Consider the following 24964-nt stretch of genomic DNA (forward strand, 5'->3'; position numbering starts at 1 on the left):
GAGATAATTTATGAAAAATCTTGTGTTGACAATCGCTTCATTATACGGAATGACGGCGGTTATATTAGGCGCTTTCGGAGCTCATGCGTTCAAGAAAATTTTACCTGCGGAAAAATTAGCAAGTTTTGAAGTAGGGGTACGTTATCAAATGTATCATGCAATAGTTTTATTAGCTGTTGGAATGTATTTTCAATTTAACAACGGATTAGAACGCTCTGCTGCTTGGTGTTTAATTGCCGGAACATTTGTTTTTTCTGTAAGTATCTATTTGTTGTCATTCGCAGAACATTGGAACGTAAACCTTAAATTTTTAGGACCAATTACGCCACTTGGAGGATTATTCATGATTATCGGTTGGGGTTTATTGGCTTGGATTTTTATGAAAGGAAAATAATTTTCTTTAAATTTATATAATTGTTAATCAGTTATATGAATTTGTGGAATAAATTATTGGTTGGATTATTATTTTTATTTGCAATTAATACAAAAGCGCAAGATAAATTAGTATTGACGACTCCTTTAATCTTTAAATTAGAAGGTTTTAATAGCAATTCTGAATTGAAATTGTTTAACAACCAACAATTTCAATACAAGTCTGTTTTTCTTAGCTGTATTGTAGAGTTAGATAAAAACGGTAAAGAAATCAATAATGCTGATTATGGTTTTGCTGAAGGAACTTATCAAGTAAAGGATAATAAATTAATCTTAACTGTAAAATCTTCAAGCAACTATTATTCTTTAGAAAAAGAATATTACTTTTTGATTCTTGATAAAAAGACTTTTTTGATTTCTAACAAGGATCGAAAAAATCTCAAAGAAGCAAGAATGAGAAGACCAAATAAATCTTTTCCGAATTATATTATAGATACGGATAATCGTAGAGAATATACATTTTATAGTACTGATCAAAAAGTAACTATCGAAGGTTACGAAAAAGATAAAATATATCAAATGTTTAAATAAAAAGGACACTTTATAAAGTGTCTTTTTTATTTTTAATCTTTACCATTTATCATTTTAGAAACAATTCCAGAATTTTTATTGACTTCATCGATAATAACTCCTATGAGATGAATGAGAAAGAAGATAGGAAACCAATAAATTGCAGTTTTATGCACTTCTTCCATAGGGTCTTTGTAAGTTCCATTTCCCCACATTAAATAAAATCCTGTCACAATATTAATTAGCATTAACAAATAGAAAATCATATAAATTATTCCCTGAAATTTTTCAGATGTTGAATGACTTTTCAAAGGATTAGGAAATCGGATTCCCTTTACCAGCATATAAACAATTCGCACAGCAAAAAGACCTAAAGCGATATAAGCAAATATTTCGTGCCATTGCCACATTGGTTCTAAAGAACTTCTTCCAATTGTTTTTAAAGTAGCGTCAGAAATGTTTAAACCTTCTTTTGAAACTTCATTAGTAATCAAAGCAGAAAGATTTTTCTTACTCATCCATTCCATTCTCAAAAAACCAGTTAAGAAAAGCATTATCATCGATATTCCGATTGTCCAATGTAATAATCGATGAGTTAAAGTAAACTTTTTCATAATTTATAGTGATTAAAAAAACCTCTCAAAATTGAGAGGTTTTTGTTGTATTTTTTTATTCAAAATCGTCTTCGTCAAATTCGAATTCTTCAAATGTACATTCAATTTCGAAAGGAATATCTTTTTCAGATTCTTCTACAAAATCTTGCACTTCACCTTTCCAATTCAAGGTCAAAATTCCTTTGTCATTCACACTAAAAGTTAATTCGTTGTTTACCGTTTCGTAATCTTCTTCCGAAACATTTAACGTTGTGTAATATACTTCCACAGTTTCACCTTCTTCGTCTTCTTCCTCGGCAAAACCATAAGGAATAGAAACTTTTTTACCGTTTAATTCCTCCACAGATTCTACATCCAAAGGAAAATCATCAATAAATAAAGAAAGTTGAGGAAAATCGTTTTGTAACGAATCGCCTTCTACGTGTTCTAAGTCATCAGTCGAATGTATTTCGACCAACAAACATTTTTTATTTCCTTGAAAAACGACTTTGCATAACGATTTTTCAATATTATAATTAAATGTTTCATCCGGATGGAAGAACTTAATTGTTTTCATTGTTTTGTTAATGTATGTTATTAATTATGAGTACGAATATAATTAAGTTCAATTAATTATCACAAAAAAAATGAGAGAAATTATATTTTTTCGCCTCTAAACCAAAAAAGCCATCTATCTAAGATAAATGGCTTCTATGATTTAATGAATATTCAATTCGATTATTTTGCAGCTTCTTCAGTTGCAACAGCTGGTTTAGCTGATAAATCTACTTGTAATAAAACTTCGTCTTTTACAATAGAACCTCCAGCACCTACGAATGCAATTCCGAAATCTTTACGGTTAATTCCGAATTCTTCAGATTTGATTGTAACACCATTCGCATCAACAGTTACATTAGCTTTGAAAGTAACATTTTTAGGAACTCCACGGAAATCTAAGTTTCCAGAAATTTCTGAATTGTAATCACCTCCTTCTAAAGCTTTAACTCCTGTAATTTCGAAAGTTGCAGTTGGATATTTTTCAACGTCTAAAAAATCAGCAGATTTTAAGTGTCCGTCTAATTTTCCTTTGCTTTCTGCATCAGCATCTAAATCTTTAGATTCGAAAGAAGCAAAATCAGCAACAAATTTCCCTGATTCTAAAACTCCGTCGTGTACTTTTACAGAACCTTCTTTTAATTTTACTACTCCGTAGTGACCTTCTTCTGGTTTGTTGATATCGTCAAAAGTTTTTCCACCTTTCCAATTTACAACAGATGCAGTTGTATCAACAGCATATTCTGCAGCTCCTTCAGTTGATGTAGCTCCTTCTTGAGCTTCTGTAGCAGCTTTAGTTTCAGTTTTTCCTCCACAAGATGTTAATGCAACAGCAGAAACAACAGCCAATCCTAAGAATAATTTTTTCATATCGCTTTTTTAATTTTTTTCTATTGCAAAACTATAATATAAATTAATAGTTGATATTGATTTATATCAATAAATGAAATAATTAAACAATTATTTCATATTGAATAAATCTAATACCTTAGCCAAACATAAGAAAAATTATTTAATCGTGCTAAACGTAAAACAACTCAGTTATAATTATCCAGATTTCGAAGAAAAAGTACTCGATAACATCAATTTTGCAGTTAACAAAGGCGAAGTGATAAGTATTATCGGAGAAAGTGGAAGTGGAAAATCAACTTTACTGAAATTGATTTATGGTTTGTTGGATTTTAAAGAAGGAGAAATTTACTATCATACAAAAAAATTACGTGGTCCTGCTTATAACTTGATTCCAGGTCATAAAATGATGAAATATGTTGCCCAAGATTATGATTTGTTAGATTTTGTGACGGTTGGCGAAAATGTCGGAAAATTTTTAAGCAATTTTGATTTAGAACTTAAACAACAACAAATTGACGAAGCATTAACGGTGGTTGAAATGTTAGACTTTAAACATATTTTTCCAAATAAACTGAGTGGAGGTCAGCGACAGCGTGTGTCTATTGCACGAGCTTTGGCACAACAACCGGAAATTTTGTTGCTGGATGAACCTTTTTCTAATTTAGATCAAACATTAAAATTAACCATTCGAGAAAAAATTATGGATTGGTGCAAGGCGCATCAAATTACAGTGATTTTTACGACGCATGATTTGAATGATGCTTTTTATACTTCGGATAAAATTTTAGTTTTGCAGAATGGAAAAATGATTCAGTTTGATGAGGTAGAAAATGTGCGAAATTCTCCTGCGACAGCTTATGTAGCCAAACTTTTTGGTTATGTAAACGTGTTGGATGATTCGCAAGATTTAGGAATCGATTCTTCTAAAATTGTCATTTATCCAGAAGAAATTACAATTTCTGAAAATGGAAAATTTGAAGGAAAAGTAATTTCATCAAAATTTCAGGGAAGAGATTATTTGGTAAGATTTACATTCAAAAACATTGAATTGTTGACTTATTCTTCTCAAAAATTAACGAAAGATGAGTTGATACATTTTGAAGTTATAAAATTTCATCAATTATGCATTTAGAAAGTTTACAAGTAACGGAATTGTGTAGTGAACGATTAATTTTGATGCCATTCACGATTTCCATTTGCGAAAATATATTACAAAATAATTATACCGATTTAGAGCAATTAAATTTGATTAGAGGAAAAGGTTGGCCAGATGCAGATGTAATCGAAACATTGCCTCGAATTATTGTGAACTTGTCTAAAGTTGACGCACCAACAGGTTTCGAATCGTGGATGATTATCAAGAAATCAACGCGAGAAATAATTGGTGACATTGGTTTTAAAGGTTATAATTTTGTTGGAAGAAGTTGTGATATTGGTTACGGAATTATCGAAGCAGAAAGAAAGCAAGGTTTTGCTGTGGAAGCAGCTGCAGAATTGATAAATTGGGCATTTACGAAAGAAACTTTAGAGGAAGTTACCGCTTGTTGTTTGATAGAAAATATTGGTTCAACTAAACTTTTGACAAAACTAAATTTCACTGAATTAAGTCGAGATTCAACTATGATTTATTGGTCGTTGTTGAGAGAAAATAAATTGAGTTAAAAGATCTTGTCAAGGTCTTTTAAAAATTTGATATAAAAAAAAGCGAAATTCAAATTATGAATTTCGCTTTTTTGTTTTTATTTATTCAACAAGAAATCTAAAACTTCTGTTGTAAAATCTTTCGGATTTTCGGCATGTAACCAATGTCCTGCATTTGCAATTTTCTTGATTTCTGCATTTGGAAAACGTTCTTTGATCATCATTTCATCTTCTGGCATAATGTAATTTGAATTTGCACCACCCAAAAATAAAGTTGGACCATCAAATTCGCCTTTTAACAATTCAGAACCAATCATCTCTTGATAATATTTATCCAAAATATCTAAATTGAATCGAAAAGCATATTTCCCATTATCGGCATGATACACGTTTTTCAACAAAAATTGTCGCACACCAATTTCAGGAATATATTGTTCTAAAATCGCTTCTACATCTTTTCGAGTTTCAACTTGATCAAAATTGACAGATTTCAACGCCTTGAAAATCGCGTTATGATGAGGTTGATACGCTTTTGGAGCCATATCCGCCACAATCAAATGATCTAATCTATTTTGATGAATCATTGCAAAATCAATCACAATTCTTCCGCCAAGAGAATGTCCCAACAAATGTGCTTTTTCGATAGAATTTGCATCCATATAATTCACAATATCTTGCGTCATCGCTGCCAAAGAAGAATCTTCGCTATGAAAGCTACGTCCATGATTGCGTAAATCAATCAAATGTGTAGTAAAATATTCACCAAAATGTTTTCCTAATGTGCTCCAATTATCCAATTGCCCGAATAATCCATGAAAAACCAACAAATGTTTTTCACCAGAACCGACAATTTTGCTATGTAAGATTTCTGCCATTTTTTACAAATTTGCTAATTCAATTTTACGTAAATACGCTTGTATTGTATTTTCTAAACCTAAATATAAAGCTTCAGAAATTAGAGCATGACCAATAGAAACTTCTGCAATTGTTGGAATTTCGCGAATAAAATATTCAATATTGTCCAAACTTAAATCGTGTCCAGCATTTACAGCCAAGCCATTTTCGATTGCCAATTTAGCTGTTTCTTTATAAGGATTAATCGCTTCAAGATTTCCTAAACCATATTGAGTTGCAAATTCTTCTGTGTACAATTCGATTCGATCAGCACCAGTTTTTGCAGCACTTTCAATTAAAGCAGGATTTGGATCTAAGAAAATAGATGTTCTGATTCCAGCGTCTTTAAAGGTTTTAATCACATCAGTTAAATAATCAAAATGTTTGATTGTATCCCAACCAGCATTTGATGTAATCGCATCTTCTGCGTCAGGAACCAAGGTAACTTGTTCTGGTTTTGAGTTTAAAACCAATTCCATGAAACTATCAATCGGTTTTCCTTCAATATTAAATTCAGTTGTTACAACAGGTTTCAAATCGTACACATCTTGGTAACGAATATGACGTTCATCTGGACGTGGATGAATCGTAATTCCTTGTCCTCCGAATTCCTGAATTTTGATTGCCGCTTCTACAAGATTTGGCGTATTTCCACCACGTGCATTACGAATTGTGGCAATTTTATTTATATTAACACTTAATTTAGTCATGATTTTATATTATAATTTTTTTATATCAGAAAGCGAAATGCTTTGCATAATTTCTAAGTCAAATTTACGACAAGCTGTCAACAAATGATCGAAAATATCGGACTGAATTCTTTCAAATTCCAAATTGCTTGCCGAAGTTGTAAAACAACCAATTTCTAACGGCATTCCAAGTGGAGAAACAGGTAATTGTTTCACAATAATTGGATCATTTTGCGAAACAGTTTTCAAACTTTTTAAATAATGTTCAACATAAATTCTAAAAACACCAATGTTGGTTAAATTTTTACCATTAATATCTAAATCAGAATTTTCAATGTTTTGATTATAGATGGAAATTTCGTGACGTTTTTGTTGAATATAATGATGAATTAAAGTAATATTTTCGAAACGATTTAACATTTCTTCGTTACAAAACTGAAAAGAATTGACATTAAACGAAACCGAACGTTTTATTTGACGTGTTCCAGTCGCCAACATCGCCATATGATTGGTTACTTGCGACGAAACCAAATCCACAGTAGGAACCGTTGCAATAGATTTATCAAACTTCTCAATTTTCACCAAATTGATGTTAATTTCTTTTACTGTTCCTTCAATATCGCCCTTTGAAACGGTAATCCAATCGCCAACTTTTACAATTTTAGAATAGGAGATTTGCAAGCCAGAAACAAATCCGAAAATCGCATCACGAAAAATCAATAAAACAGCTGCAGTTAAAGCTCCGAGAACAGTAATAATTGTGTTTTTATCAACCGTAAACAAAATCATTATTCCAGAAATTATCGCAAAAAATGTGATAATAAACTTCAACATTTGCCCAAAAGTTCGCACTCCAATTGTGGTATAACTGTTTTCTTCGTTGTACACATCAATAATTGTATTGATAACTCGGAAAATAAGTTGCGTAAAAACGATTAATGAAATAAGTTGCGTAATGCGTTGAACAACATGAAAAATATTTCCTTCATTCTTGAATAAAATAACATTCATGCTTAATGCAAAACTGATTGGAATAAGATGAATAGCTGAAAGAAAGACTTTGTTTTTGTACAAAAATTTCAACCAATCGTTTTCGGTGAAATTCTTTAATTTTTTTAGAAGCGGAAGAATAATAGCTCTTAGCACAAAATCTAACACAAAAAGAATAGCTATCCAAGTGACAATTTCTAAGAAATTAAAAAGATTTTCAGACAAATCAATTTTGAAATATTGATTGAAAAAAAATTTTACACCATCAGAAAATTCTTCATAAAAAGATTTATCTTGCATAAGCTGTTAATTGAGTTTAAATAGATTTGTTTGTGCAAAGTTACAGTTTTAAAAATACTAAAATAATGGATAACGATAGTATACTAAATCTTATTAGTGGAATTTTATTGGTTGTTGGTTTGGTCGGAACTGTTTTGCCAGTTTTACCAGGAGCACCTTTGGCATTGGTCGGATTATTAGTTTTTAAATTTAGTGGTGATTGTAGTTACAATTGGGGAACGATAATTATTGCAGGACTTTTTGTGTTATTAGGTGCGCTTTTAGATTATTTACTGCCTGCATATATGACCAAAAAATTAGGCGGAACCAAATACGGAATTTGGGGATCTATTGTCGGATTAATCATCGGATTATTTTTTCCACCAATCGGTTTTATCGTAGGACCTTTTTTGGGAGCGTTATTAGGCGAATTAATTTTTACTGCGGCTTCGCCCAAGGTTGCTTTAAAATCTGCTTTCGGATCTTTTGTAGGATTTATTTTGACAACAGGTTACGACATTATATTAACGTTAATCTTTATCGGAATATTTGTATATCAACTGATGAATTAATCAGATTAAATGGTTGAAATTAGGTCAATAAAAAAAAATGACCTATATTTGCAAAGAATTTAAAGGAATAAATGGAGGAGGGCTGGTTATAGCTCTCTTTTTCGTTGTATATGGATTCAAGTAAAGTAAAACAGCTGATAGACGAAGCAATTGCGGAAAATCCGTCATTGTTTCTTATCGATTGGAAAATCACTCCAGATGATAAAATTGTAATTTTAGCAGATGGAGACGAAGGTCTTTCAGTCGAAGAAATTGTAAGAATAAGTCGACATGTAGAGCACAATCTTGATAGAGAAGAATGTGATTTTGCATTAGAGGTTTCCTCTCCTGGTGTAGGAAGTAACCTAACCATGCCACGCCAATTTGCCAAAAATGTAGGAAGAACTTTAGAAGCTACATTAAGCGACAAAGTGGTGGAAGGCGAAATTGTAGAAGCCGATGAAGAAGGTGTTACAATTTTTTGGGAAGCGCGCGAACCAAAACCTGTAGGAAAAGGAAAAATTACAGTAGAACACGAAGAAAAAATAAATTACGCTGACATCAAGAAAGCGATTATAAAAGTCACCTTTTAAAAAAATTAAAGTTTAATGGACAATCTTGCATTAATTGAATCTTTTGGAGATTTTAAAGACGATAAGAACATCGACCGTATTACGCTGATGGCAATCTTAGAAGAAACCCTGAAAAGTGTTTTGAAAAAGAAATATGGTACAGATGATAACTTTGATATTATTGTAAATCCTGATAAAGGAGACTTAGAGATTTGGCACAACCGTATCGTTGTAGAAGACGGTTTCTCAGAAGACGACGCAACAGATATCGAATTATCTGAAGCACGTAAAATTGAGCCAGATTTTGAAGTAGGTGAAGAAGTATCGGAAAAAATTCCGATCGAAGCATTAGGTCGTCGTGCGATTTTAACATTACGCCAAACATTGGTTTCTAAAGTAATGGAGCATGATAATTCTAATTTATACGAAAAATTTAAAGGTTTAATTGGAGAAGTAGTTTCGGGAGAAATCCACTATGTACGTCACAAACAAGTGATTATTATGGATGACGAACAAAACGAAATGATTTTACCAAAAGAAAATCAAATACCATCAGATTTTTTCAGAAAAGGAGATACATTACGTGCAGTTGTAGATGACGTAAAATTAAGAGGAGCAAAACCTCAAATTATTTTATCTAGAACATCACCAAAATTCTTAGAGAAATTATTTGAACAAGAAATTCCTGAAATTTTAGACGGATTAATTACAATCAAAAATGTAGTTCGTATCCCTGGAGATAAAGCAAAAGTTGCAGTAGAATCTTACGACGATCGTATCGATCCAGTAGGAGCTTGTGTCGGAATGAAAGGATCTCGTATCCATTCAATTGTACGCGAATTACGTAACGAGAATATCGACGTAATCAACTACACAAACAACATGAGTTTGTTTATTCAACGCGCTTTAAGCCCAGCGAAAATTTCGAATATCGAAATTAATGAAGAAGAAAACAAAGCCTTAGTTTACGTAAATGCAGACGAAGTTTCGAAAGCAATTGGTAAAGGAGGTTACAATGTTCGTTTAGCTTCTAAATTAGTTGGAATGGAAATTGATATTTTCAGAGAAGGAGCCCAAGACGAAGACGTAGAATTATCAGAATTCTCAGACGAAATCGATGCATGGGTAATCGAAGCATTTAGTGCTATCGGGTTAGATACTGCCAAAAGTATTTTAGAACAAGATGTTGATGATTTAATCAAACGTACGGATTTAGAAGAAGAGACGATCTTAGACGTAATCCGTGTGTTAAAAGAAGAGTTTGAAGATTAATTCATACTCAAGTCATAAACAATTCATACATTTGCAAACATTAAAATAAGAGATTAGCTTCATATGTCGGAAACAATAAGATTAAGTAAAGTATTAAAAGAATTAAATATATCAATAGATAGAGCTGTTGATTTTTTAGAAGGGAAGGGTACAACAGTAGAAAAAAATCCGAACTCTAAAATCGATGTGCCAACTTACGATATTTTAGTTAATGAGTTCCGATCTGATGCTAAACAAAAGCAAGCTTCCGGTGAAGTAGTCATTAACAAAATTTCAGATATCAAAGCCGCTGAGAAAAAAGAAGCAGAAGCAAAAGCTGCAACTGAAAAACCAGTAGAAAAGAAACCTGAAATCATTGAAACGACGAAAGTTGAATTGGAAGGACCAAAGACTGTTGGAAAAATAGACTTAGATGCTTTGAAACCTAAAGCCAAAGTAGAAAAAACTGCGGTAAAAGAAGAGGTGAAGAAAGAAGAAATCAAGAAAGAGGAAGCTCCAAAAGCTGAACCAAAAACTGAATCAAAAGAGGAAACGAAAGGACCAAAAGTGATTAAAGTTATTGATCTTGATAAAATAAATAATACAGGTAAACCTAAAAAGCAAGATTCTCCAGCTCCTAAAAAAGAGCAAGCAGAACCTAAAAAGGCGGAAGCACCGAAGGCGGAAGTTAAAAAAGAGGTGAAGAAAGAAGAACCTAAAAAGGTGGAAGAGGTTAAAAAGCCTGAAATAAAAACGGAAGCGAAGCCTGAAGTGAAGAAAGAAGAGATTGAAGAAGTAGCAGCAGTTGAACCTCAAAAAATTGAAACTGTCTACACAAAATTAGATGGACCTAATTTTACAGGTGCAAAGATTGACTTATCTAAATTTGATAAGAAAAAAACTGACGATAAAAAAGGGAATCAAAAAGGTGCTAATAACGCTGCTGACAAGAAAAAGCGCAAACGTATCCAGAAAAACGTTAAACCAGAAGATGTAGCAAAAGCTGGAGAAAACGGAGGAAACAATAACAATCGTCAAGGTGGTAATAACAACCACGGAGGAGGAAATAATAACAACCGTCAAGGTGGTCAAGGACAAGGTGGAAATCGCCCAGGAGGTCAAGGCGGAAATCGTCAAGGCGGACAAGGTGGTAATCGTCAAGGTGGTGGAAACTTTAGAGGTGGAAACAATCGTGGACCAAGAGTTCCTCAAGTAGAACTTTCTGACGAAGATGTTAAAAAACAAATTAAAGACACTTTAGATAAACTTACTAATAAAGGAAAAGGATCTAAAGGGGCTAAACACAGAAGAGACAAACGTAAAGAACGTCGTGAGTTTGCTGAGCAAGAGCAAGAAGCAATGGACATGGACAAAACTTTACACGTAACAGAATTTGTAACGGTTAACGAATTAGCTTCGTTAATGGATGTTTCTGTTACAGAAGTTATCTCTGCATGTATGTCATTGGGAATCATGGTTACCATGAACCAACGTCTTGAAGCGGATACAATTCAATTAGTTGCAGATGATTTCGGATTCGAAGCAGTATTTGCTAATGCTGAAGAAGAAATCTCAACTGAAGAAGAAGAAATCGATAACGAAGAAGATTTAGTAACTCGTGCGCCAATCGTAACTGTAATGGGACACGTTGACCACGGTAAAACATCTTTATTAGATTATATTCGTAAAGCAAACGTAATTGCTGGTGAGTCTGGAGGTATTACACAACACATTGGTGCGTACAACGTAACATTGCCAAGTGGTAAACGTGTAGCGTTCTTAGATACACCAGGTCACGAGGCCTTTACAGCGATGCGTGCTCGTGGTGCTCAGGTAACGGATATTGCAATTATCGTGATTGCGGCCGATGACCAAATCATGCCACAAACACGTGAAGCAATTTCTCACGCTCAAGCAGCTGGAGTACCAATGGTATTCGCAATCAACAAAGTTGATAAACCAGCAGCTAATCCAGAAAAAGTAAAAGAGCAATTAGCTCAAATGAACTTATTAGTTGAAGACTGGGGTGGTACTTACCAATCTCAAGAAATTTCGGCTAAATCTGGTTTAGGAGTAGAAGATTTATTAGAAAAAGTATTATTAGAAGCTGAGGTATTAGACCTTAAAGCAAATCCAAAACGTAAAGCTTCTGGTACAGTTGTAGAAGCTGCATTAGACAAAGGACGTGGATATGTTTCGACAATTATTGTACAAACAGGTACATTACACATCGGAGATTATGTATTAGCAGGATCTCACCATGGTAAAGTTCGTGCAATGTTAGATGAGCGTGGTAACAATATCAAAGTTGCTGGACCATCAACACCAGTTACAATATTAGGATTAGCAGGTGCGCCAACTGCAGGTGATAAGTTCAAAGTTTACGAAGACGAACGCGAAGCGAAACAAATTGCAACTCGTAGAGATCAATTACAACGTGAGCAAACTATTCGTACACAAAAACACATCACACTTGATGAGATTGGACGTCGTATCGCTTTAGGAGATTTCAAAGAGTTGAATATTATCTTGAAAGGGGACGTGGATGGTTCTGTAGAAGCATTAACAGACTCTTTACAAAAACTTTCGACAGAAGAAATTATTGTTAACATCTTACACAAAGGAGTTGGACAAATTACAGAATCTGACGTATTATTAGCTTCTGCTTCAGATGCGATTATTATCGGATTTAATGTTCGTCCTGGTGGATCTGCTCGTGATATTGCAGAAAAAGAAGAAGTTGAAATTAGAACTTACTCAATTATCTATGCTGCGATCGAAGAGATTAAAGAAGCGATGGAAGGTATGTTATCTCCAGAGTTGAAAGAGCAAGTAACTGGTAATATTGAAGTTCGTGAAACATTCAAAGTAACGAAAGTTGGTACTATTGCTGGATGTATGGTCTTAGACGGTAAAGTTTACAGAAACTCTAGTATTCGTATCATTCGTGACGGAGTTGTGATCCACGATGGTGAATTAGCTTCATTGAAACGTTTCAAAGATGACGTGAAAGAAGTTAGTAAAGGTTACGAATGTGGTCTTAACATCAAAAACTTCAATGATATTCAAGTAGGTGACATTATCGAAGCTTACGAAACTGTAGAGGTTAAAAAGAAATTGAAATAATCAATTCTCAACAAATATTTTAAAAGGAGCTCAATTTGAGCTCCTTTTTTTATGAAATTTTATTTAATAAAAATCAATACTCTACTTGTTATATAGAATTATATTCTATTATTAATCTTATTTTCAGAATAGAATCTCTGTTTAACATTAATTTAAAGTTTTCTTTTATTTTATTTAAAAACGACTTGTTTTATATTCTATAAAGTCTATAAATTTGCTAGACTTTTAAAATTGTAAATATGAACAAGAAATTATACTCACTCAAAAAAATATTTTTTCTAACTGCTCTTTTCGGCGGAACATTTTTATTTGCCCAAACCAAAGTCACAGGTACGGTTGAAGATGTAAATGGACCAATCGATCAAGCAACGGTTAATGTAAAAGGAACAAATATTACGACGATAACAGATGCAGATGGTTTATATCAATTAACGTTAGAGCCTGGGAAGTATGAAATTATTGTTTCAAAAATAGGTGAGCCAACAACGACGCAAACGATTAATGTGCTTGATGAAAATGAAGTTTCTTTAGATTTCTTTTTGCAATCAATCAATTCGGATACTGATCTTAGCGAAGTCGTTTTGATTGGTTCGCGAGCAGTTGGACGTACACAATTAGATTCTTCAACGCCAGTTGATGTGATAGATATTAAAGAGGTGACAAAAGATGTAGGACAAGTTTCGTTGAATCAAATCTTAAATTATGTTGCGCCATCTTTTAGCTCGAATACGCAAGTTATTTCTGATGGAACAGATCACATCGATCCTGCTTCTTTGCGCGGTTTAGGACCAGATCAAGTATTGGTTTTGATTAACGGAAAGCGTCGTCATACAACATCATTGGTTAATATTAATGGTTCGTTTGGTAAAGGTTCTGTTGGTACAGATTTGAATGCGATTCCAACTTCTGCGATCAAAAGAATTGAAATTCTTCGAGATGGAGCCGCTGCTCAATATGGTTCTGATGCGATTGCAGGTGTGATTAATATTGTCTTGGAAGATTCGACAGATAAACTACGTGCGTCAATTTCGTATGGAGGAAATCTTTCGAAAAATGCAGAAGATAATTTTGATGGTGAAACTTTTCAAGCGAATGTAAATTATGGTGTAAAAGTGGGTGAAAAAGGAGGATTTGTAAATGTTGCAGGTTCTTACGACAAACGTCAACCATTCAATCGTCAAAAAGAATTTACAGGAACAATTTTCTCAGATTATAATCGACCAGATTTATATCCAAATCCAACTGGAAAAGATATTTCAGAGGAGGAATTAGCCCGTCGTGGAGAAACGCGAGCTGATTATGTTTCGCGCATTGGACAATCAAAAAATGAAGGAGGAGCAATTTTTATAAACTCACTTTTTCCAGTTTTAGATAAAACCGAAATTTATGCATTTGGAGGATTAAATTATCGTTTGGGTGAATCGGCGGCTTTTCGTCGTCAGCCTGCTCAGTTACATCAAACAGTAGCGTCAATTTATCCAAATGGATTTTTACCATTAATTCAAACTAATAATTACGATCGCTCTTTAGCAGCGGGAATTCGTAGTGAAATTAACGGTTGGAAAGTTGATTTTTCGAATACATACGGAAATAATACCATCGATTTTGGAGTCAAAAATACAGTTAACGCATCGATGAAAGAATCTTCGCCAACATCTTTTGAAGCTGGTGGATATCGTTTTACGCAGAATACAACCAACCTAGATTTTACACGTTTTTTTGATGATGTTTTAGCTGGAATTAATGTCGCGTTTGGTGCAGAATTTCGTTATGAAAATTATCAAATTGTAGGAGGCGAAGAAGCATCTTATGCGAATTATGGTAAAGTTCGTCAAATTGGTGTAGACGGAAATGGAAAGCCAATTTATGTACAAGATTTTAATGGAAATATCAATACTTTATTTGCTGCAAATGGTACTGCTTTAGCAGGTGGAGCGCAAGCTTTTCCTGGTTTTTTACCAGCGAACGAAGTCAATGCGAATCGTCATTCTGTTGCGGCGTATTTAGATACTGAATTTAATTTTACGAAAGATTTCTTAGTAGCTGCTGCGTTACGTTACGAAGATTATTCAGATTTTGGATCAACGTTAAATGGAAAAATTTCGACTCGATACAAATTAGGAAACTATGTGTTGAGAGCGGCTGCAAGTACAGGATTTAGAGCACCATCTTTACATCAATTATATTTTAGCGCAACTTCAAGTTTATTCTTAGATGGAGCAATTTCTAATTCAGGAACTTTTACAAATGATAGTCGCGCTGCGAAATTATTAGGAATTCCACAATTGAACGAAGAGAAATCGAAATCAGTTTCGGCTGGAGCAACGGCAAATTGGGGAAAATTCAAATTGAGTGTTGATGGATATTTCATCAGAATTGATGACCGAATCATTTACACAGGATCTTTCACAGGAAGTAATGCAGCAAATGCATCAGCTCAAGACAAAGAGATTTACGAATTATTGCAACAAGCAAATGCAACTTCGGCGCGTTTCTTTGCCAATGCAATTGATACCGAAACGAAAGGAATAGATGTTGTTTTAACGTATCAAGATCGTTTAGGCGCAGGGAAATTACGTGGAGATTTATCGGCGACTTTTAGTAAAACAAATGTTGTGGGCGATGTTCATGCTTCGGATTTATTGAAAGGAAAAGAGTCTACTTATTTTGATCGTTCGAGTCGTATTTATTTAGAATCAGCTATTCCTCGCACAAAAATCAATTTATCCCTGAATTATTCATTGGATAAATGGAATGTTTATTTAAGAAATGTATATTTCGGAGAGGTTGATGCGGCGACAAATACGGTGGCAGAATCGCAAACATTTAGTGGAAAAGTTGTAACAGATTTGAGTTTTGGCTATGCTTTCAACAAAAATATTTCGTTAACAATCGGTGCAAATAATTTGTTTGATATTTATCCTGATGAAACGAAAATTGGAGGAAATAGAGGAGCAGGATATTTCGTGTATTCACGTACTGGACAACAATTCGGAACTGGAGGACGTTTTGCTTTTGCTCGTTTATCATTAAGTTTATAATTTAAATAGTTTATATGTTTTACCAAATCTTTGTCTTAATTGATGGAGGTTTGGTATTTTTGTTTAAATCGATTTTATGAAAAAAATATCATTTATTATAGTCTCATTCTTCGCGATTATTCAGCTGAATGCGCAAGAATCTTACAAAAATGGAGTTGTTGTAACAGCTCATCCCGAAGCTTCAAAAGTTGGAGTTGAAATTCTGAAAAAAGGAGGAAATGCGATTGACGCTTCTATTGCGGTTCAGTTTGCGTTGGCGGTTGTTTATCCAAATGCAGGAAATATTGGTGGCGGCGGATTTTTGGTTTATCGCGATGCAAAAGGGAAGACAGATGCGTTAGATTATCGTGAAAAAGCACCTTTGAAAGCGAGTGAAGATATGTATTGGGACAAAAATGGCAATGCAATTACTGATCTTAGTTTGTATGGACAATTTGCTGCAGGTGTTCCTGGAACAGTCGACGGAATGGTGAAAGCGCATGAAAAATATGGTAAATTAAATTGGAAAGAATTAGTTCAGCCAGCTATTAATTTAGCTCAAAAAGGATTTAAAATAACAAAGCAACAAGCGAGCGAACTGACAAATAAGCACAATGATTTTGTAAAATATAATTCAAAAACGAATGCTTTAACCTCTAAATCATCTTGGAAAGAAGGAGATTTACTAATTCAGAAAGATTTAGCTAATACGTTAAAATTAATTCAGCAAAAAGGTCGAGCTGGTTTTTATGAAGGAAAAACAGCTGATTTAATTGTCAAAGAAATGAAACGTGGAAACGGAATTATTTCGCACGAAGATTTAAAAGAATATCAATCAGTTTGGAGAACGCCAGTTTCTGGAAATTATAAAGGTCTTAAAGTGATTTCGATGCCGCCGCCTTCAAGTGGAGGAATTGCATTGGTTTCGTTATTTCAATCAATCGAAGATTATCCAATTAATAAATGGGGATTTCAGGCAGATTCTACAATTCAAGTGATGGTAGAAGCAGAGCGTCGCGTTTATGCTGATCGCGCAGAGCATTTAGGTGATCCAGATTTTATAAAAGTTCCGCAAAAACAGTTGTTGGATAAAAGTTATAATGTGAATCGAATGAAAGATTTTTCGTTTGACAAAGCAACACCAAGTTCAGCAATCAAAGCAGGAAAAATAATCGGTAAAGAATCGATGGAAACGACGCATTATGTAATTGTTGATAAAGATGGAAATGCAGCTTCTGTAACGACTACTTTGAATAATTCGTACGGATCTTTGGTTGTTGTAGAAGGTGCAGGATTTTTGTTGAATGATGAAATGGATGATTTTTCTGTAAAACCAGGTACACCAAATTTGTATGGTTTGGTTGGAGGAAAAGCCAATGCGATAGAGCCTTCGAAAAGAATGTTAAGCTCGATGACGCCTTCTATTTTAGAGAAAGATGGTAAATTGTTTATGGTTGTGGGAACACCAGGTGGTTCTACAATTATTACGTCTGTTTTTCAAGCAATTTTGAATGTTGTTGATTTCGGAATGACGATGCAAGAAGCTGTTGCAGCACCAAGATTTCATCATCAATGGTTACCAGATCAAATCGATTATGAACCAAATGCAATTTCAGAAAACGTTCGCGAATCTTTAAAACAAAAAGGTTATACATTGAAAGAGCGTAAACCTTACGGACGTGTAGAAGGGATTCTAGTGAACTCTGACAAAACATACCAAGCAGGTGCAGATCCACGAGGAGATGACAAAGCGGTGGGATATTAAGAAATGAAAATCGTAAGCTTTAAAAAATTATTATTTATGTATGTTTCAGATTATTAGTGTTTTAAATTTTATTTATTCGGAAAATTGATTTGAAATTCATGAATATTAATATATCTGTATTGTGTTTTTTTTAAATATTTGCTTTCATTTGAAATAAATTATTAAAACATGAGAAAATATTTTACTTTAGAAAAGTTGTTAGCTCTATTATTACTGTCTTCTGGCGTATTTGCTCAAAAGATGGAATTTAGATCATTGAATGATCCAAGAACTGCGGTTAGAGGTATATCAAATGGTGGAAATGCGGCTCTTATTGGATATACATATAATTACGCAACAAATTCATTTGTTAAAATAGATACTGGTATCATCAGTTACGCAAATATGAACGTTGTGCGTCAGCTAAAAAAAGCATCATTGCTCCACAGAAAATCTAAAAAACATCTACAGTATAGTTATGAAGGATGAAATTTTTCAGGAACAACTTTGAGCATTTCTAAAAAACAATTTTTCCATTGTTTTGCAGACAAACAGACAATTTTGGAATTAAGGTCAACTCCAAACTTTTCTGAAATTGACCTAACTTGTTTTTTTCTAAAAATAGACTTCATAGCTGTTTTAACTGTTAAATCAGGTTTTTGTAACATATACGAAACAAAATTTAAGTACTTAACCTTAAGCCCAATATCTAATGAATTCTGTTTTCTTTCAATTCTCAAAAGTGCTGATTTGACAGTTGGTGGTGGCAAAAAACTTTCAGGATTTATCTCATACAGGAATTTCAAATCATAATAGGTATGATAAAGTACTGTCAATGGGTTATAAACCTTACTTGAAAACATTTTTTTTGCAGGTTCTGACTGAAGAATAATCGAACCGCCAAGAAAATATTTTACATTCTCAAACATCAGAATTTTGAAAATATCAGATGTAATACTGAAAGGAATATTCGAAACTACCTTAAAAGGAACTTTTGGAACTACAAAATTTCTAAAATCACATCTAACCACTTGAACGTTTTGAGAGTTAATAAATTTTTTACTCAAATGTTGACTTAATGCAACATCGTTTTCAATGGCAATAACTTTATTGACATTTTTTAAGAGGTGGACAGTTAGAAAGCCTTTGCCAGCTCCAATATCTAAAACTGTATCGTGTTGATTTATATTTGATTCTTTTATTGCATCTTTAATAAGCACTTTGTCAATAGTAAAGTGCTGACCCGTAAAACGAACGGGCAATTTCTTTTTTGTCATTATATTCTTTTATAATTATACAACGGCAAATTTAGTAACTTTGCTTGACAAATTAACGAGAAAGAAGAGAAAATGAAAGCCGACCGCATAACATCACCTATACGCAAGCAGGGGGTTCGTGCTTCGTAAGACAGGAAAATGGTAAATTTGAAGTTCAGTTCTTCGTAGGAAGTTCAGTGGTTAAAACCCCTGCCTGCGTATAGCTGAGAAACGAAAAGGGTGATATTGTAGGTACAAGCAAAATAAATGACCTTGTTACACCTGTTTATAAATTAAACGGAACTTCTGATTGGATTCCTACATCTGTTTTTTCTGATTTAACAAAAAGTGATGTTGTAACAGTTTATTCAATTAGTAATAATGGGCGATATATAACAGGGCAAATGAAATCTGTTCCATTTGTTTATGATATACAAACAAAAGAAATAGTAAACTTGTTACCTAAAGATTATAAATATGGAGCGGGTTATAGTGTAAATAATGATGGTACAACTGTAGGATGGGTGGATGCTTATCTAAATGGAACGTTTAGAGAATTAGGTGTAATGAAACCTAACAAACCAGTAGAGATTATTTTATCAGAAATTTCTGAGCCAGTTAATAACCATATTTGGCATATCGACGATAAAGGAATTGTTGTAGGAGAAATAGGTTTAAAACCTTTTATGTACAACTTAAATACAAAAGAATATAAGATTTTCGATTTACCAGCAGGTTATAGAACAGGTACTTTTTTATATTCATCTAATGGAATAATGGTTGGATATGCACAAAATATGGTTTCAGATCGTGATGCAATTATTTATCACAAATCTTTTGGTGACCAACCTAAGTTAATTAAAGACTTGATGATAGAACAAGGGCTTGAAATTACAATTCCAGGAGGCAAATTAGGATCGGCAAATGTTATTTCTGAAAATGGAGATTTTATCGGAGGAAATGAAATAGGAAATGGAAATCTTGTTCCAGGGTGGATATTGAAATTAAATGGTTACTTCGATACAAAAGAATGTAATATTAATGTTCCATCTGATATTCAAATACAATCAAAATTAGGAGATATTTCTTCTATAGTGAACTATGAAGTAACATCTGATTGTCCAGATTATAAATTAGTTTTAGTAAATGGATTTCCATCTGGAAGTGAATTTCCGATGGGAATAACTACGGTTGCTTACAATTTAGTGGATACTGATGGTAAGGTAATTAATTCTGCATCATTCAAAGTTTATGTAAAAGATTCTTATTGTACACCTAGATTTACGGCGATTGTAGAACCTATTACAAAAGTAAAAATTGGTACGATTGATAATACAACTACAAATTATGTGACAGCAAATGAGAACGAATATTTTTTAGATCAATCAACAGATTTGAAACAAGGAGGTACTTATGATATCACTGTTGCAGGAAATACAAATGGAACAGCAGAGACAAGTGAATTTGTAGTTTATTTTGATTTAAATCAAGATGGAATTTTTAATCCAGATACTGAAGGATATTATGTTGGAGCAATTACAGGTTCTACAGGAGCAGATGGTAAAACTGTTACAAAATCAATTACACTTCCTGATAATGCAAAATTAGGTAAAACACGTATGCGCATTATGAAAACATATAGATTAGTGCCAGATAATCCATGTTCTACTACTTATGCTTATGGACAAAGTGAAGATTACTCGATCAATTTTATAGAAAATTTAGGGATGTCTGATATAAATTCAAAAGATCTTAAAATCTATCCAAATCCAGTTAAAAATATTTTATCAATCGATTCTAAATCAATGGTAAAAAATGTTAGAATTATTAATATAGCTGGGCAAGAAGTTTACAATAAACAATTAAATAAAATGAATCCTCAGGTTAATGCTTCTCATCTACCAAAAGGAGTTTATATAATAAATATTGAGACTACTGAAGGAATTGTTACAAAAAAAATCATCAAAGATTAAATAAATCTTTGACGAATTAGCACTAATCATGAAAAAGGAACTCGAATAGAGTTCCTTTTTCATTTCTAAGAGAAACTTTTAAGACAAAACGTCTCTAATTTCTGGATTTTTATCAAACTGTGCCTTTGCGAAAGGACATAAAGGAATTACTTTTATATTATCTTTTCTCACCCAATCTACTAAGGCTAATAAAGCTTTTTTACCAACACCTTGTCCACCATATGCTTCGTCAACCTCTGTATGATCGATAATAATTTTATCATTACCAGCCCAAACGTAAGCCATTTCTCCAGCTTTTTTATCGCCATCTAAAACAACAAAAGCACCATTTTTCTTATCATCAATTTGTTTAATTTCCATGAGTTTAATTTTTTAAGTTGTATATTAATCTTCTAAAGTACCAAATTTTCCGTTATTAAAATCCTCAAAAGCTTCGCTAATTTGCTCTTGTGTATTCATCACAAAAGGACCATAAGAAGCGATTGGCTCATTAAGAGGTTCTCCACTCAAAATTAATACCACACTATTTTCTGTTGCTTCAATTGAGAAATCTTCGCCTTCGTTTGTAAACAATAATAAGTGATCCGTTGGAACAATTTCTTGGTTGTTCACTTTTACTTCTCCATCAATAACTAATAAAACGGTATTGTAATTTGCAGGAAAACTAAAATTAGCTTTTCCTCCTTCGTTCAATTTTGCATTCAGCATATTAACAGGAGAAAATGTTGATGCAGCACCTTTTGTTTGATTGTATTCACCAGCAATAACTTCGATAAAACCATTTTCAACTTCTACAGTTGGAATATCTTTATGTTCAATTGCCTGATATTTTGGAGTGCTCATTTTATCCTTTGCAGGAAGATTTACCCACAATTGAACCATTTGAAAAATTCCACCTTGTTTATAAAATTCTTCTGCATGATATTCTTTGTGTAAAACACCAGAAGCTGCTGTCATCCATTGTACATCTCCTTGATGAATTGTTCCACCACCACCTGAACTATCGTGATGAGAAACGCTTCCTTCATAAGCAATAGTTACCGTTTCGAAACCGCGATGTGGATGCACGCCAACACCTTTTGGTTTGTCTGTTGCTGGAAAATGAAACTTTGAATTGTAATCTAACATAATAAATGGATCCATTCTTCTCATATCTAGATGATATCCACTTGGAATGAAGTTATGAACTCTAAAACCGTCTCCTACAAAATGTGGCTCTCTTGGCGCAATTACTGCTTCTATATTTTTTGTATTCATAATGATTTTTTTCTATGTTTTTATTTTTGTTATACAAATTTACGAAGCTAAATAGTTGATTATATTGATGTAGGTTAAGAAGTGGTTTACTTGATTATGAATGATTTTAGATATATAAGTAAAGATCCTGAACTCTTTTCAGGATCGCATTAAGTTATTAAAACTATAAAAGCATCTCAATTGAGATGCTTTTATAGTTTTAATAAAAAGTTAGAATTTAAAAGCTAACCCATATCCATTCTCGTTTAAACTAAAATTTAAAGAGCTAGAATAAGTTGTCGTTTCATTTTCTAATTCAACTGCCTTTTTTATATTTTTGTTATATCCAGTCCATAATGGAATTGAAGTAGCTGTAATTCCTAAACCGATTCCAAGATAAATTAAACCAGATTTCCTATTTCCTTTTCTTGTTATCTCTTCATAAGAATTTTGGCTATTTCCTTTACCTAAATTTGCAATGAACATTCCTGTTCCAAATCCAATTCCAAACCCTCCAACTGTACTAAGGATTGTTCCGAATGTTTTATTTGAACGAGCCTTTTTAATATATTTTATTGAATTAGGATTTTCAAATACTTGCTTATATTGGTTTAGTTTATAGGTTTCACCATTTTTAATAAATAAACTTCTTGCCGTTGTTCCTAAAACAATTTGTTCATCAGGATTTTTTTCTTGGCAAAAAGCGAATGTACTCGTTAGTAATAATACAAGTGTTAATTTTTTCATTGGTATAATTTATAGTAATTTTTCATCAACGATATTTGGTAAAGTAACTTTTAATAATGGTTCTTCTTCCATTGCGCGTTTTATCGCAAAAATAGCTTCTTCGTTTCTTGCCCAAGAACGACGAGCAATTCCATTGTTCACATCCCAATGTAACATCGATTTTAGGCGTTGTTCTGCATCCGAAGATCCGTCTAATAACATTCCGAAACCTCCATTGATTACTTCTCCCCAACCAACGCCTCCGCCGTTGTGAATAGAAACCCAAGTAGCGCCTCGGAAACTGTCTCCAATTACATTGTGAATCGCCATATCAGCTGTGAATTTTGAGCCATCATAAATATTAGATGTTTCACGGAAAGGAGAATCTGTTCCAGAAACATCATGATGATCGCGTCCTAAAACAACTGCTCCGATTTCTCCTTTCGCAATTGCATCGTTAAAGGCTTTCGCAATTTTAATTCGTCCTTCTGCATCTGCATACAAAATACGTGCTTGCGAACCTACAACCAATTTATTCTCTTGCGCACCTTTTATCCACGTGATATTATCTTGCATTTGTTGCTGAATTTCTATCGGAGAATGTTGCATGATTTCCTCTAAAACTTGGCAAGCAATTTCATCTGTTTTTTGTAAATCTTCTGCTTTTCCAGATGTACAAACCCAACGGAAAGGTCCAAATCCAAAATCGAAACACATTGGCCCCATAATGTCTTGCACGTACGAAGGATATTTAAAATCGATATTATTTTCTGCCATTACATCAGCACCAGCACGAGAAGCTTCTAACAAAAAGGCATTTCCATAATCGAAGAAATACGTTCCTTTTGCGGTATGTTTATTCACCGAATCTGCATGACGACGCAGCGATTCTTGTACTTTTTCTTTAAATAATTCTGGATTGTTTGCCATCATTTCATTGGCTTCGTCAAATGATAATCCAACAGGATAATAACCGCCCGCCCAAGGATTATGTAATGAAGTTTGATCCGAACCTAAGTCAATGTATAGATTTTCTTGGTCAAATTTTTCCCATACATCCACTACATTTCCGTCATAAGCAATCGAAACAACTTCTTTATTTTCTTTGGCTTCGCGCACACGAGCAACCAATTCATCCAAATTAGTAATCACTTCGTCGACCCAACCTTGTTCGTGACGTTTGTATGTCGCAGCAGGATTCACTTCGGCAGTTACAGAAACAACACCTGCGATATTTCCAGCTTTCGGTTGCGCACCAGACATTCCACCAAGTCCTGCCGTTACAAATAATTTACCAGCCGTACCTTCATTATCGATTTTGCGACAACCATTCAAAACGGTAATCGTTGTTCCATGAACAATTCCTTGCGGACCAATGTACATATAACTTCCTGCGGTCATTTGCCCGTATTGAGAAACGCCTAGTGCATTCATCTTTTCCCAATCATCCGGTTTCGAATAATTCGGGATTACCATTCCATTTGTAACGACAACTCGCGGTGCATTTTTGTGTGAAGGAAATAATCCCATCGGATGTCCAGAATACATCACCAAGGTTTGCTCTTCTGTCATTTCAGACAAATATTTCATCGTTAAAAGATATTGCGCCCAGTTCTGGAAAACCGCACCATTTCCTCCATAAGTAATCAATTCTTCAGGATGTTGAGCAACTGCGTGATCCAAATTATTTTGAATCATTAATTGAATTGCTTTTGCTTGTTCCGAATTCCCTGGATAATCTGTAATTGGATGAGCAAAAATTTTGTAATCTGGCATCAGACGATACATATAAATACGCCCGAAATCTTCTAATTCTTGCTTAAATTCTTGAATTAATTCTGCATGATCTTTTGGTTCGAAATAACGTAACGCATTTTTTAATGCTAATTTTTTTTCGTCTTCCGATAATATTTCTTTACGCTTTGGTGCGTGACTTACGTTAGGATTTCTGTCTTTTTTTTGAGGTAAAACAGAAGGAATACCTTGTTTTATTTGTTCTTGAAAAGTCATTTTTTTTGTGTTTTTATGTTTTGCGTTAAACGTTATAAGTTTTACGATTTTTTGTTGTTATTCT

At 33.4% G+C, this 24964-nt stretch carries 23 protein-coding genes; 12 read left to right on the plus strand and 11 right to left on the minus strand.

Annotation, left to right across the window (positions count from 1 at the left end; genetic code table 11):
* Positions 1–10: 10 nt before the first annotated feature.
* Both N5D90_RS10430 and N5D90_RS10435 read left to right on the plus strand, forming a co-directional pair.
* Complete coding sequence (locus tag N5D90_RS10430) at positions 11–394, plus strand: DUF423 domain-containing protein (protein ID WP_114997942.1); 384 nt, start codon at positions 11–13, stop codon at positions 392–394.
* A gap of 35 nt (positions 395–429) precedes the next feature.
* Positions 430–963, plus strand: a complete 534-nt coding sequence (locus N5D90_RS10435) for a hypothetical protein (RefSeq protein ID WP_280062406.1) — start codon at positions 430–432, stop codon at positions 961–963.
* 32 nt (positions 964–995) lie between these two features.
* Here N5D90_RS10435 and N5D90_RS10440 read toward each other — a convergent pair whose 3' ends face one another.
* From N5D90_RS10440 to N5D90_RS10450, 3 genes are all read right to left on the minus strand, one after another.
* The gene (locus tag N5D90_RS10440; protein ID WP_280049060.1) at positions 996–1556 is read right to left on the minus strand and encodes a cytochrome b/b6 domain-containing protein; all 561 of its coding nucleotides are present in this window, start codon (positions 1554–1556) and stop codon (positions 996–998) included.
* 55 nt (positions 1557–1611) lie between these two features.
* Entirely contained in the window at positions 1612–2112 is a 501-nt protein-coding gene (locus N5D90_RS10445; RefSeq protein WP_280062407.1) for a hypothetical protein, read from the minus strand.
* 161 nt (positions 2113–2273) lie between these two features.
* Entirely contained in the window at positions 2274–2960 is a 687-nt protein-coding gene (locus N5D90_RS10450; RefSeq protein ID WP_280062408.1) for a YceI family protein, read from the minus strand.
* Between the two features lie 100 nt (positions 2961–3060).
* Between N5D90_RS10450 and N5D90_RS10455 the strand changes: the two genes are divergently transcribed.
* Both N5D90_RS10455 and N5D90_RS10460 read left to right on the plus strand, forming a co-directional pair.
* Complete coding sequence (locus N5D90_RS10455) at positions 3061–4074, plus strand: ABC transporter ATP-binding protein (protein WP_280062409.1); 1014 nt, start codon at positions 3061–3063, stop codon at positions 4072–4074.
* On the plus strand, positions 4065–4604 hold the full coding sequence (locus N5D90_RS10460; RefSeq protein WP_114997934.1) for a GNAT family N-acetyltransferase: 540 nt from the start codon (positions 4065–4067) through the stop codon (positions 4602–4604). The genes N5D90_RS10455 and N5D90_RS10460 overlap by 10 nt, the downstream gene beginning before the upstream one ends.
* A gap of 77 nt (positions 4605–4681) precedes the next feature.
* On the opposite strand, the gene N5D90_RS10465 is transcribed toward N5D90_RS10460, so the two are convergent.
* The 3 genes from N5D90_RS10465 to N5D90_RS10475 are packed head-to-tail and all read right to left on the minus strand — an operon-like array spanning position 4682 to position 7456.
* Complete coding sequence (locus N5D90_RS10465) at positions 4682–5458, minus strand: alpha/beta fold hydrolase (protein ID WP_280062410.1); 777 nt, start codon at positions 5456–5458, stop codon at positions 4682–4684.
* Positions 5459–5461: 3 nt separating this feature from the next.
* Positions 5462–6187 carry a pyridoxine 5'-phosphate synthase gene (locus N5D90_RS10470; protein ID WP_038335044.1) on the minus strand — a complete coding sequence of 242 codons (726 nt, stop codon included), beginning with the start codon at positions 6185–6187 and terminating at the stop codon, positions 5462–5464.
* A 9-nt stretch (positions 6188–6196) separates the two neighbouring features.
* Positions 6197–7456 carry a mechanosensitive ion channel family protein gene (locus N5D90_RS10475; protein ID WP_038335045.1) on the minus strand — a complete coding sequence of 420 codons (1260 nt, stop codon included), beginning with the start codon at positions 7454–7456 and terminating at the stop codon, positions 6197–6199.
* Positions 7457–7521: 65 nt separating this feature from the next.
* On the opposite strand from N5D90_RS10475, the gene N5D90_RS10480 reads away from it, so the two are divergent.
* From N5D90_RS10480 to N5D90_RS10510, 7 genes are all read left to right on the plus strand, one after another.
* Positions 7522–8007, plus strand: a complete 486-nt coding sequence (locus N5D90_RS10480) for a DUF456 domain-containing protein (RefSeq protein ID WP_038335046.1) — start codon at positions 7522–7524, stop codon at positions 8005–8007.
* 110 nt (positions 8008–8117) lie between these two features.
* On the plus strand, positions 8118–8579 hold the full coding sequence (gene rimP, locus N5D90_RS10485; RefSeq protein WP_038335047.1) for a ribosome assembly cofactor RimP: 462 nt from the start codon (positions 8118–8120) through the stop codon (positions 8577–8579).
* Positions 8580–8594: 15 nt separating this feature from the next.
* Positions 8595–9830 carry a transcription termination factor NusA gene (nusA, locus tag N5D90_RS10490; RefSeq protein ID WP_038335048.1) on the plus strand — a complete coding sequence of 412 codons (1236 nt, stop codon included), beginning with the start codon at positions 8595–8597 and terminating at the stop codon, positions 9828–9830.
* A 63-nt stretch (positions 9831–9893) separates the two neighbouring features.
* On the plus strand, positions 9894–12935 hold the full coding sequence (gene infB, locus N5D90_RS10495; RefSeq protein ID WP_280062411.1) for a translation initiation factor IF-2: 3042 nt from the start codon (positions 9894–9896) through the stop codon (positions 12933–12935).
* 239 nt (positions 12936–13174) lie between these two features.
* The gene (locus tag N5D90_RS10500) at positions 13175–15976 is read left to right on the plus strand and encodes a TonB-dependent receptor (protein ID WP_280062412.1); all 2802 of its coding nucleotides are present in this window, start codon (positions 13175–13177) and stop codon (positions 15974–15976) included.
* 76 nt (positions 15977–16052) lie between these two features.
* Entirely contained in the window at positions 16053–17720 is a 1668-nt protein-coding gene (gene ggt / locus N5D90_RS10505) for a gamma-glutamyltransferase (RefSeq protein WP_280062413.1), read from the plus strand.
* Positions 17721–17888: 168 nt separating this feature from the next.
* A complete protein-coding gene (locus tag N5D90_RS10510; RefSeq protein ID WP_280062414.1) occupies positions 17889–18188 on the plus strand; it encodes a hypothetical protein in 300 nt (99 codons plus the stop codon).
* Here the strand turns inward: N5D90_RS10510 and erm are convergent.
* Positions 18176–18976, minus strand: coding sequence for a 23S ribosomal RNA methyltransferase Erm (gene erm / locus N5D90_RS10515; RefSeq protein WP_280062415.1), 801 nt, complete (start codon positions 18974–18976; stop codon positions 18176–18178). The genes N5D90_RS10510 and erm overlap by 13 nt on opposite strands.
* Positions 18977–19359: 383 nt before the next feature.
* Here erm and N5D90_RS10520 point away from each other — a divergent pair, with 383 nt between their 5' ends.
* Positions 19360–20928: a T9SS type A sorting domain-containing protein gene (locus N5D90_RS10520; protein WP_280062416.1), complete on the plus strand. Its 1569-nt coding sequence runs from the start codon at positions 19360–19362 to the stop codon at positions 20926–20928.
* Positions 20929–21006: 78 nt separating this feature from the next.
* Here N5D90_RS10520 and N5D90_RS10525 read toward each other — a convergent pair whose 3' ends face one another.
* The 4 genes from N5D90_RS10525 to N5D90_RS10540 form a co-directional block, all read right to left on the minus strand.
* Positions 21007–21288, minus strand: coding sequence for a GNAT family N-acetyltransferase (locus N5D90_RS10525; RefSeq protein ID WP_180905279.1), 282 nt, complete (start codon positions 21286–21288; stop codon positions 21007–21009).
* Positions 21289–21312: 24 nt separating this feature from the next.
* Positions 21313–22185: a pirin family protein gene (locus N5D90_RS10530; RefSeq protein WP_280062417.1), complete on the minus strand. Its 873-nt coding sequence runs from the start codon at positions 22183–22185 to the stop codon at positions 21313–21315.
* 210 nt (positions 22186–22395) lie between these two features.
* Entirely contained in the window at positions 22396–22911 is a 516-nt protein-coding gene (locus N5D90_RS10535) for a hypothetical protein (protein WP_280062418.1), read from the minus strand.
* Between the two features lie 9 nt (positions 22912–22920).
* The gene (locus tag N5D90_RS10540) at positions 22921–24900 is read right to left on the minus strand and encodes a urocanate hydratase (RefSeq protein ID WP_280062419.1); all 1980 of its coding nucleotides are present in this window, start codon (positions 24898–24900) and stop codon (positions 22921–22923) included.
* Between the last annotated feature and the right edge of the window lie 64 nt (positions 24901–24964).

The organism is Empedobacter sp. GD03797 (assembly GCF_029842105.1).
Taxonomy (GTDB): domain Bacteria; phylum Bacteroidota; class Bacteroidia; order Flavobacteriales; family Weeksellaceae; genus Empedobacter; species Empedobacter falsenii_C.

Excerpts from the sequence above, each read along its gene's own strand:
- N5D90_RS10450 (WP_280062408.1), bottom strand. The coding sequence starts at position 2,960 with ATGAAAAAATTATTCTTAGGATTGGCTGTTGTTTCTGCTGTTGCATTA.
- N5D90_RS10430 (WP_114997942.1), top strand. The coding sequence starts at position 11 with ATGAAAAATCTTGTGTTGACAATCGCTTCATTATACGGAATGACGGCG.
- N5D90_RS10445 (WP_280062407.1), bottom strand. The coding sequence starts at position 2,112 with ATGAAAACAATTAAGTTCTTCCATCCGGATGAAACATTTAATTATAAT.
- N5D90_RS10435 (WP_280062406.1), top strand. The coding sequence starts at position 430 with ATGAATTTGTGGAATAAATTATTGGTTGGATTATTATTTTTATTTGCA.
- N5D90_RS10480 (WP_038335046.1), top strand. The coding sequence starts at position 7,522 with ATGGATAACGATAGTATACTAAATCTTATTAGTGGAATTTTATTGGTT.
- rimP (WP_038335047.1), top strand. The coding sequence starts at position 8,118 with ATGGATTCAAGTAAAGTAAAACAGCTGATAGACGAAGCAATTGCGGAA.
- N5D90_RS10440 (WP_280049060.1), bottom strand. The coding sequence starts at position 1,556 with ATGAAAAAGTTTACTTTAACTCATCGATTATTACATTGGACAATCGGA.
- nusA (WP_038335048.1), top strand. The coding sequence starts at position 8,595 with ATGGACAATCTTGCATTAATTGAATCTTTTGGAGATTTTAAAGACGAT.
- N5D90_RS10535 (WP_280062418.1), bottom strand. The coding sequence starts at position 22,911 with ATGAAAAAATTAACACTTGTATTATTACTAACGAGTACATTCGCTTTT.
- N5D90_RS10470 (WP_038335044.1), bottom strand. The coding sequence starts at position 6,187 with ATGACTAAATTAAGTGTTAATATAAATAAAATTGCCACAATTCGTAAT.
- N5D90_RS10460 (WP_114997934.1), top strand. The coding sequence starts at position 4,065 with ATGCATTTAGAAAGTTTACAAGTAACGGAATTGTGTAGTGAACGATTA.
- N5D90_RS10475 (WP_038335045.1), bottom strand. The coding sequence starts at position 7,456 with ATGCAAGATAAATCTTTTTATGAAGAATTTTCTGATGGTGTAAAATTT.
- N5D90_RS10530 (WP_280062417.1), bottom strand. The coding sequence starts at position 22,185 with ATGAATACAAAAAATATAGAAGCAGTAATTGCGCCAAGAGAGCCACAT.
- N5D90_RS10540 (WP_280062419.1), bottom strand. The coding sequence starts at position 24,900 with ATGACTTTTCAAGAACAAATAAAACAAGGTATTCCTTCTGTTTTACCT.
- N5D90_RS10525 (WP_180905279.1), bottom strand. The coding sequence starts at position 21,288 with ATGGAAATTAAACAAATTGATGATAAGAAAAATGGTGCTTTTGTTGTT.
- N5D90_RS10465 (WP_280062410.1), bottom strand. The coding sequence starts at position 5,458 with ATGGCAGAAATCTTACATAGCAAAATTGTCGGTTCTGGTGAAAAACAT.
- N5D90_RS10510 (WP_280062414.1), top strand. The coding sequence starts at position 17,889 with ATGAGAAAATATTTTACTTTAGAAAAGTTGTTAGCTCTATTATTACTG.
- N5D90_RS10520 (WP_280062416.1), top strand. The coding sequence starts at position 19,360 with ATGAAATCTGTTCCATTTGTTTATGATATACAAACAAAAGAAATAGTA.
- N5D90_RS10500 (WP_280062412.1), top strand. The coding sequence starts at position 13,175 with ATGAACAAGAAATTATACTCACTCAAAAAAATATTTTTTCTAACTGCT.
- infB (WP_280062411.1), top strand. The coding sequence starts at position 9,894 with ATGTCGGAAACAATAAGATTAAGTAAAGTATTAAAAGAATTAAATATA.
- ggt (WP_280062413.1), top strand. The coding sequence starts at position 16,053 with ATGAAAAAAATATCATTTATTATAGTCTCATTCTTCGCGATTATTCAG.
- erm (WP_280062415.1), bottom strand. The coding sequence starts at position 18,976 with ATGACAAAAAAGAAATTGCCCGTTCGTTTTACGGGTCAGCACTTTACT.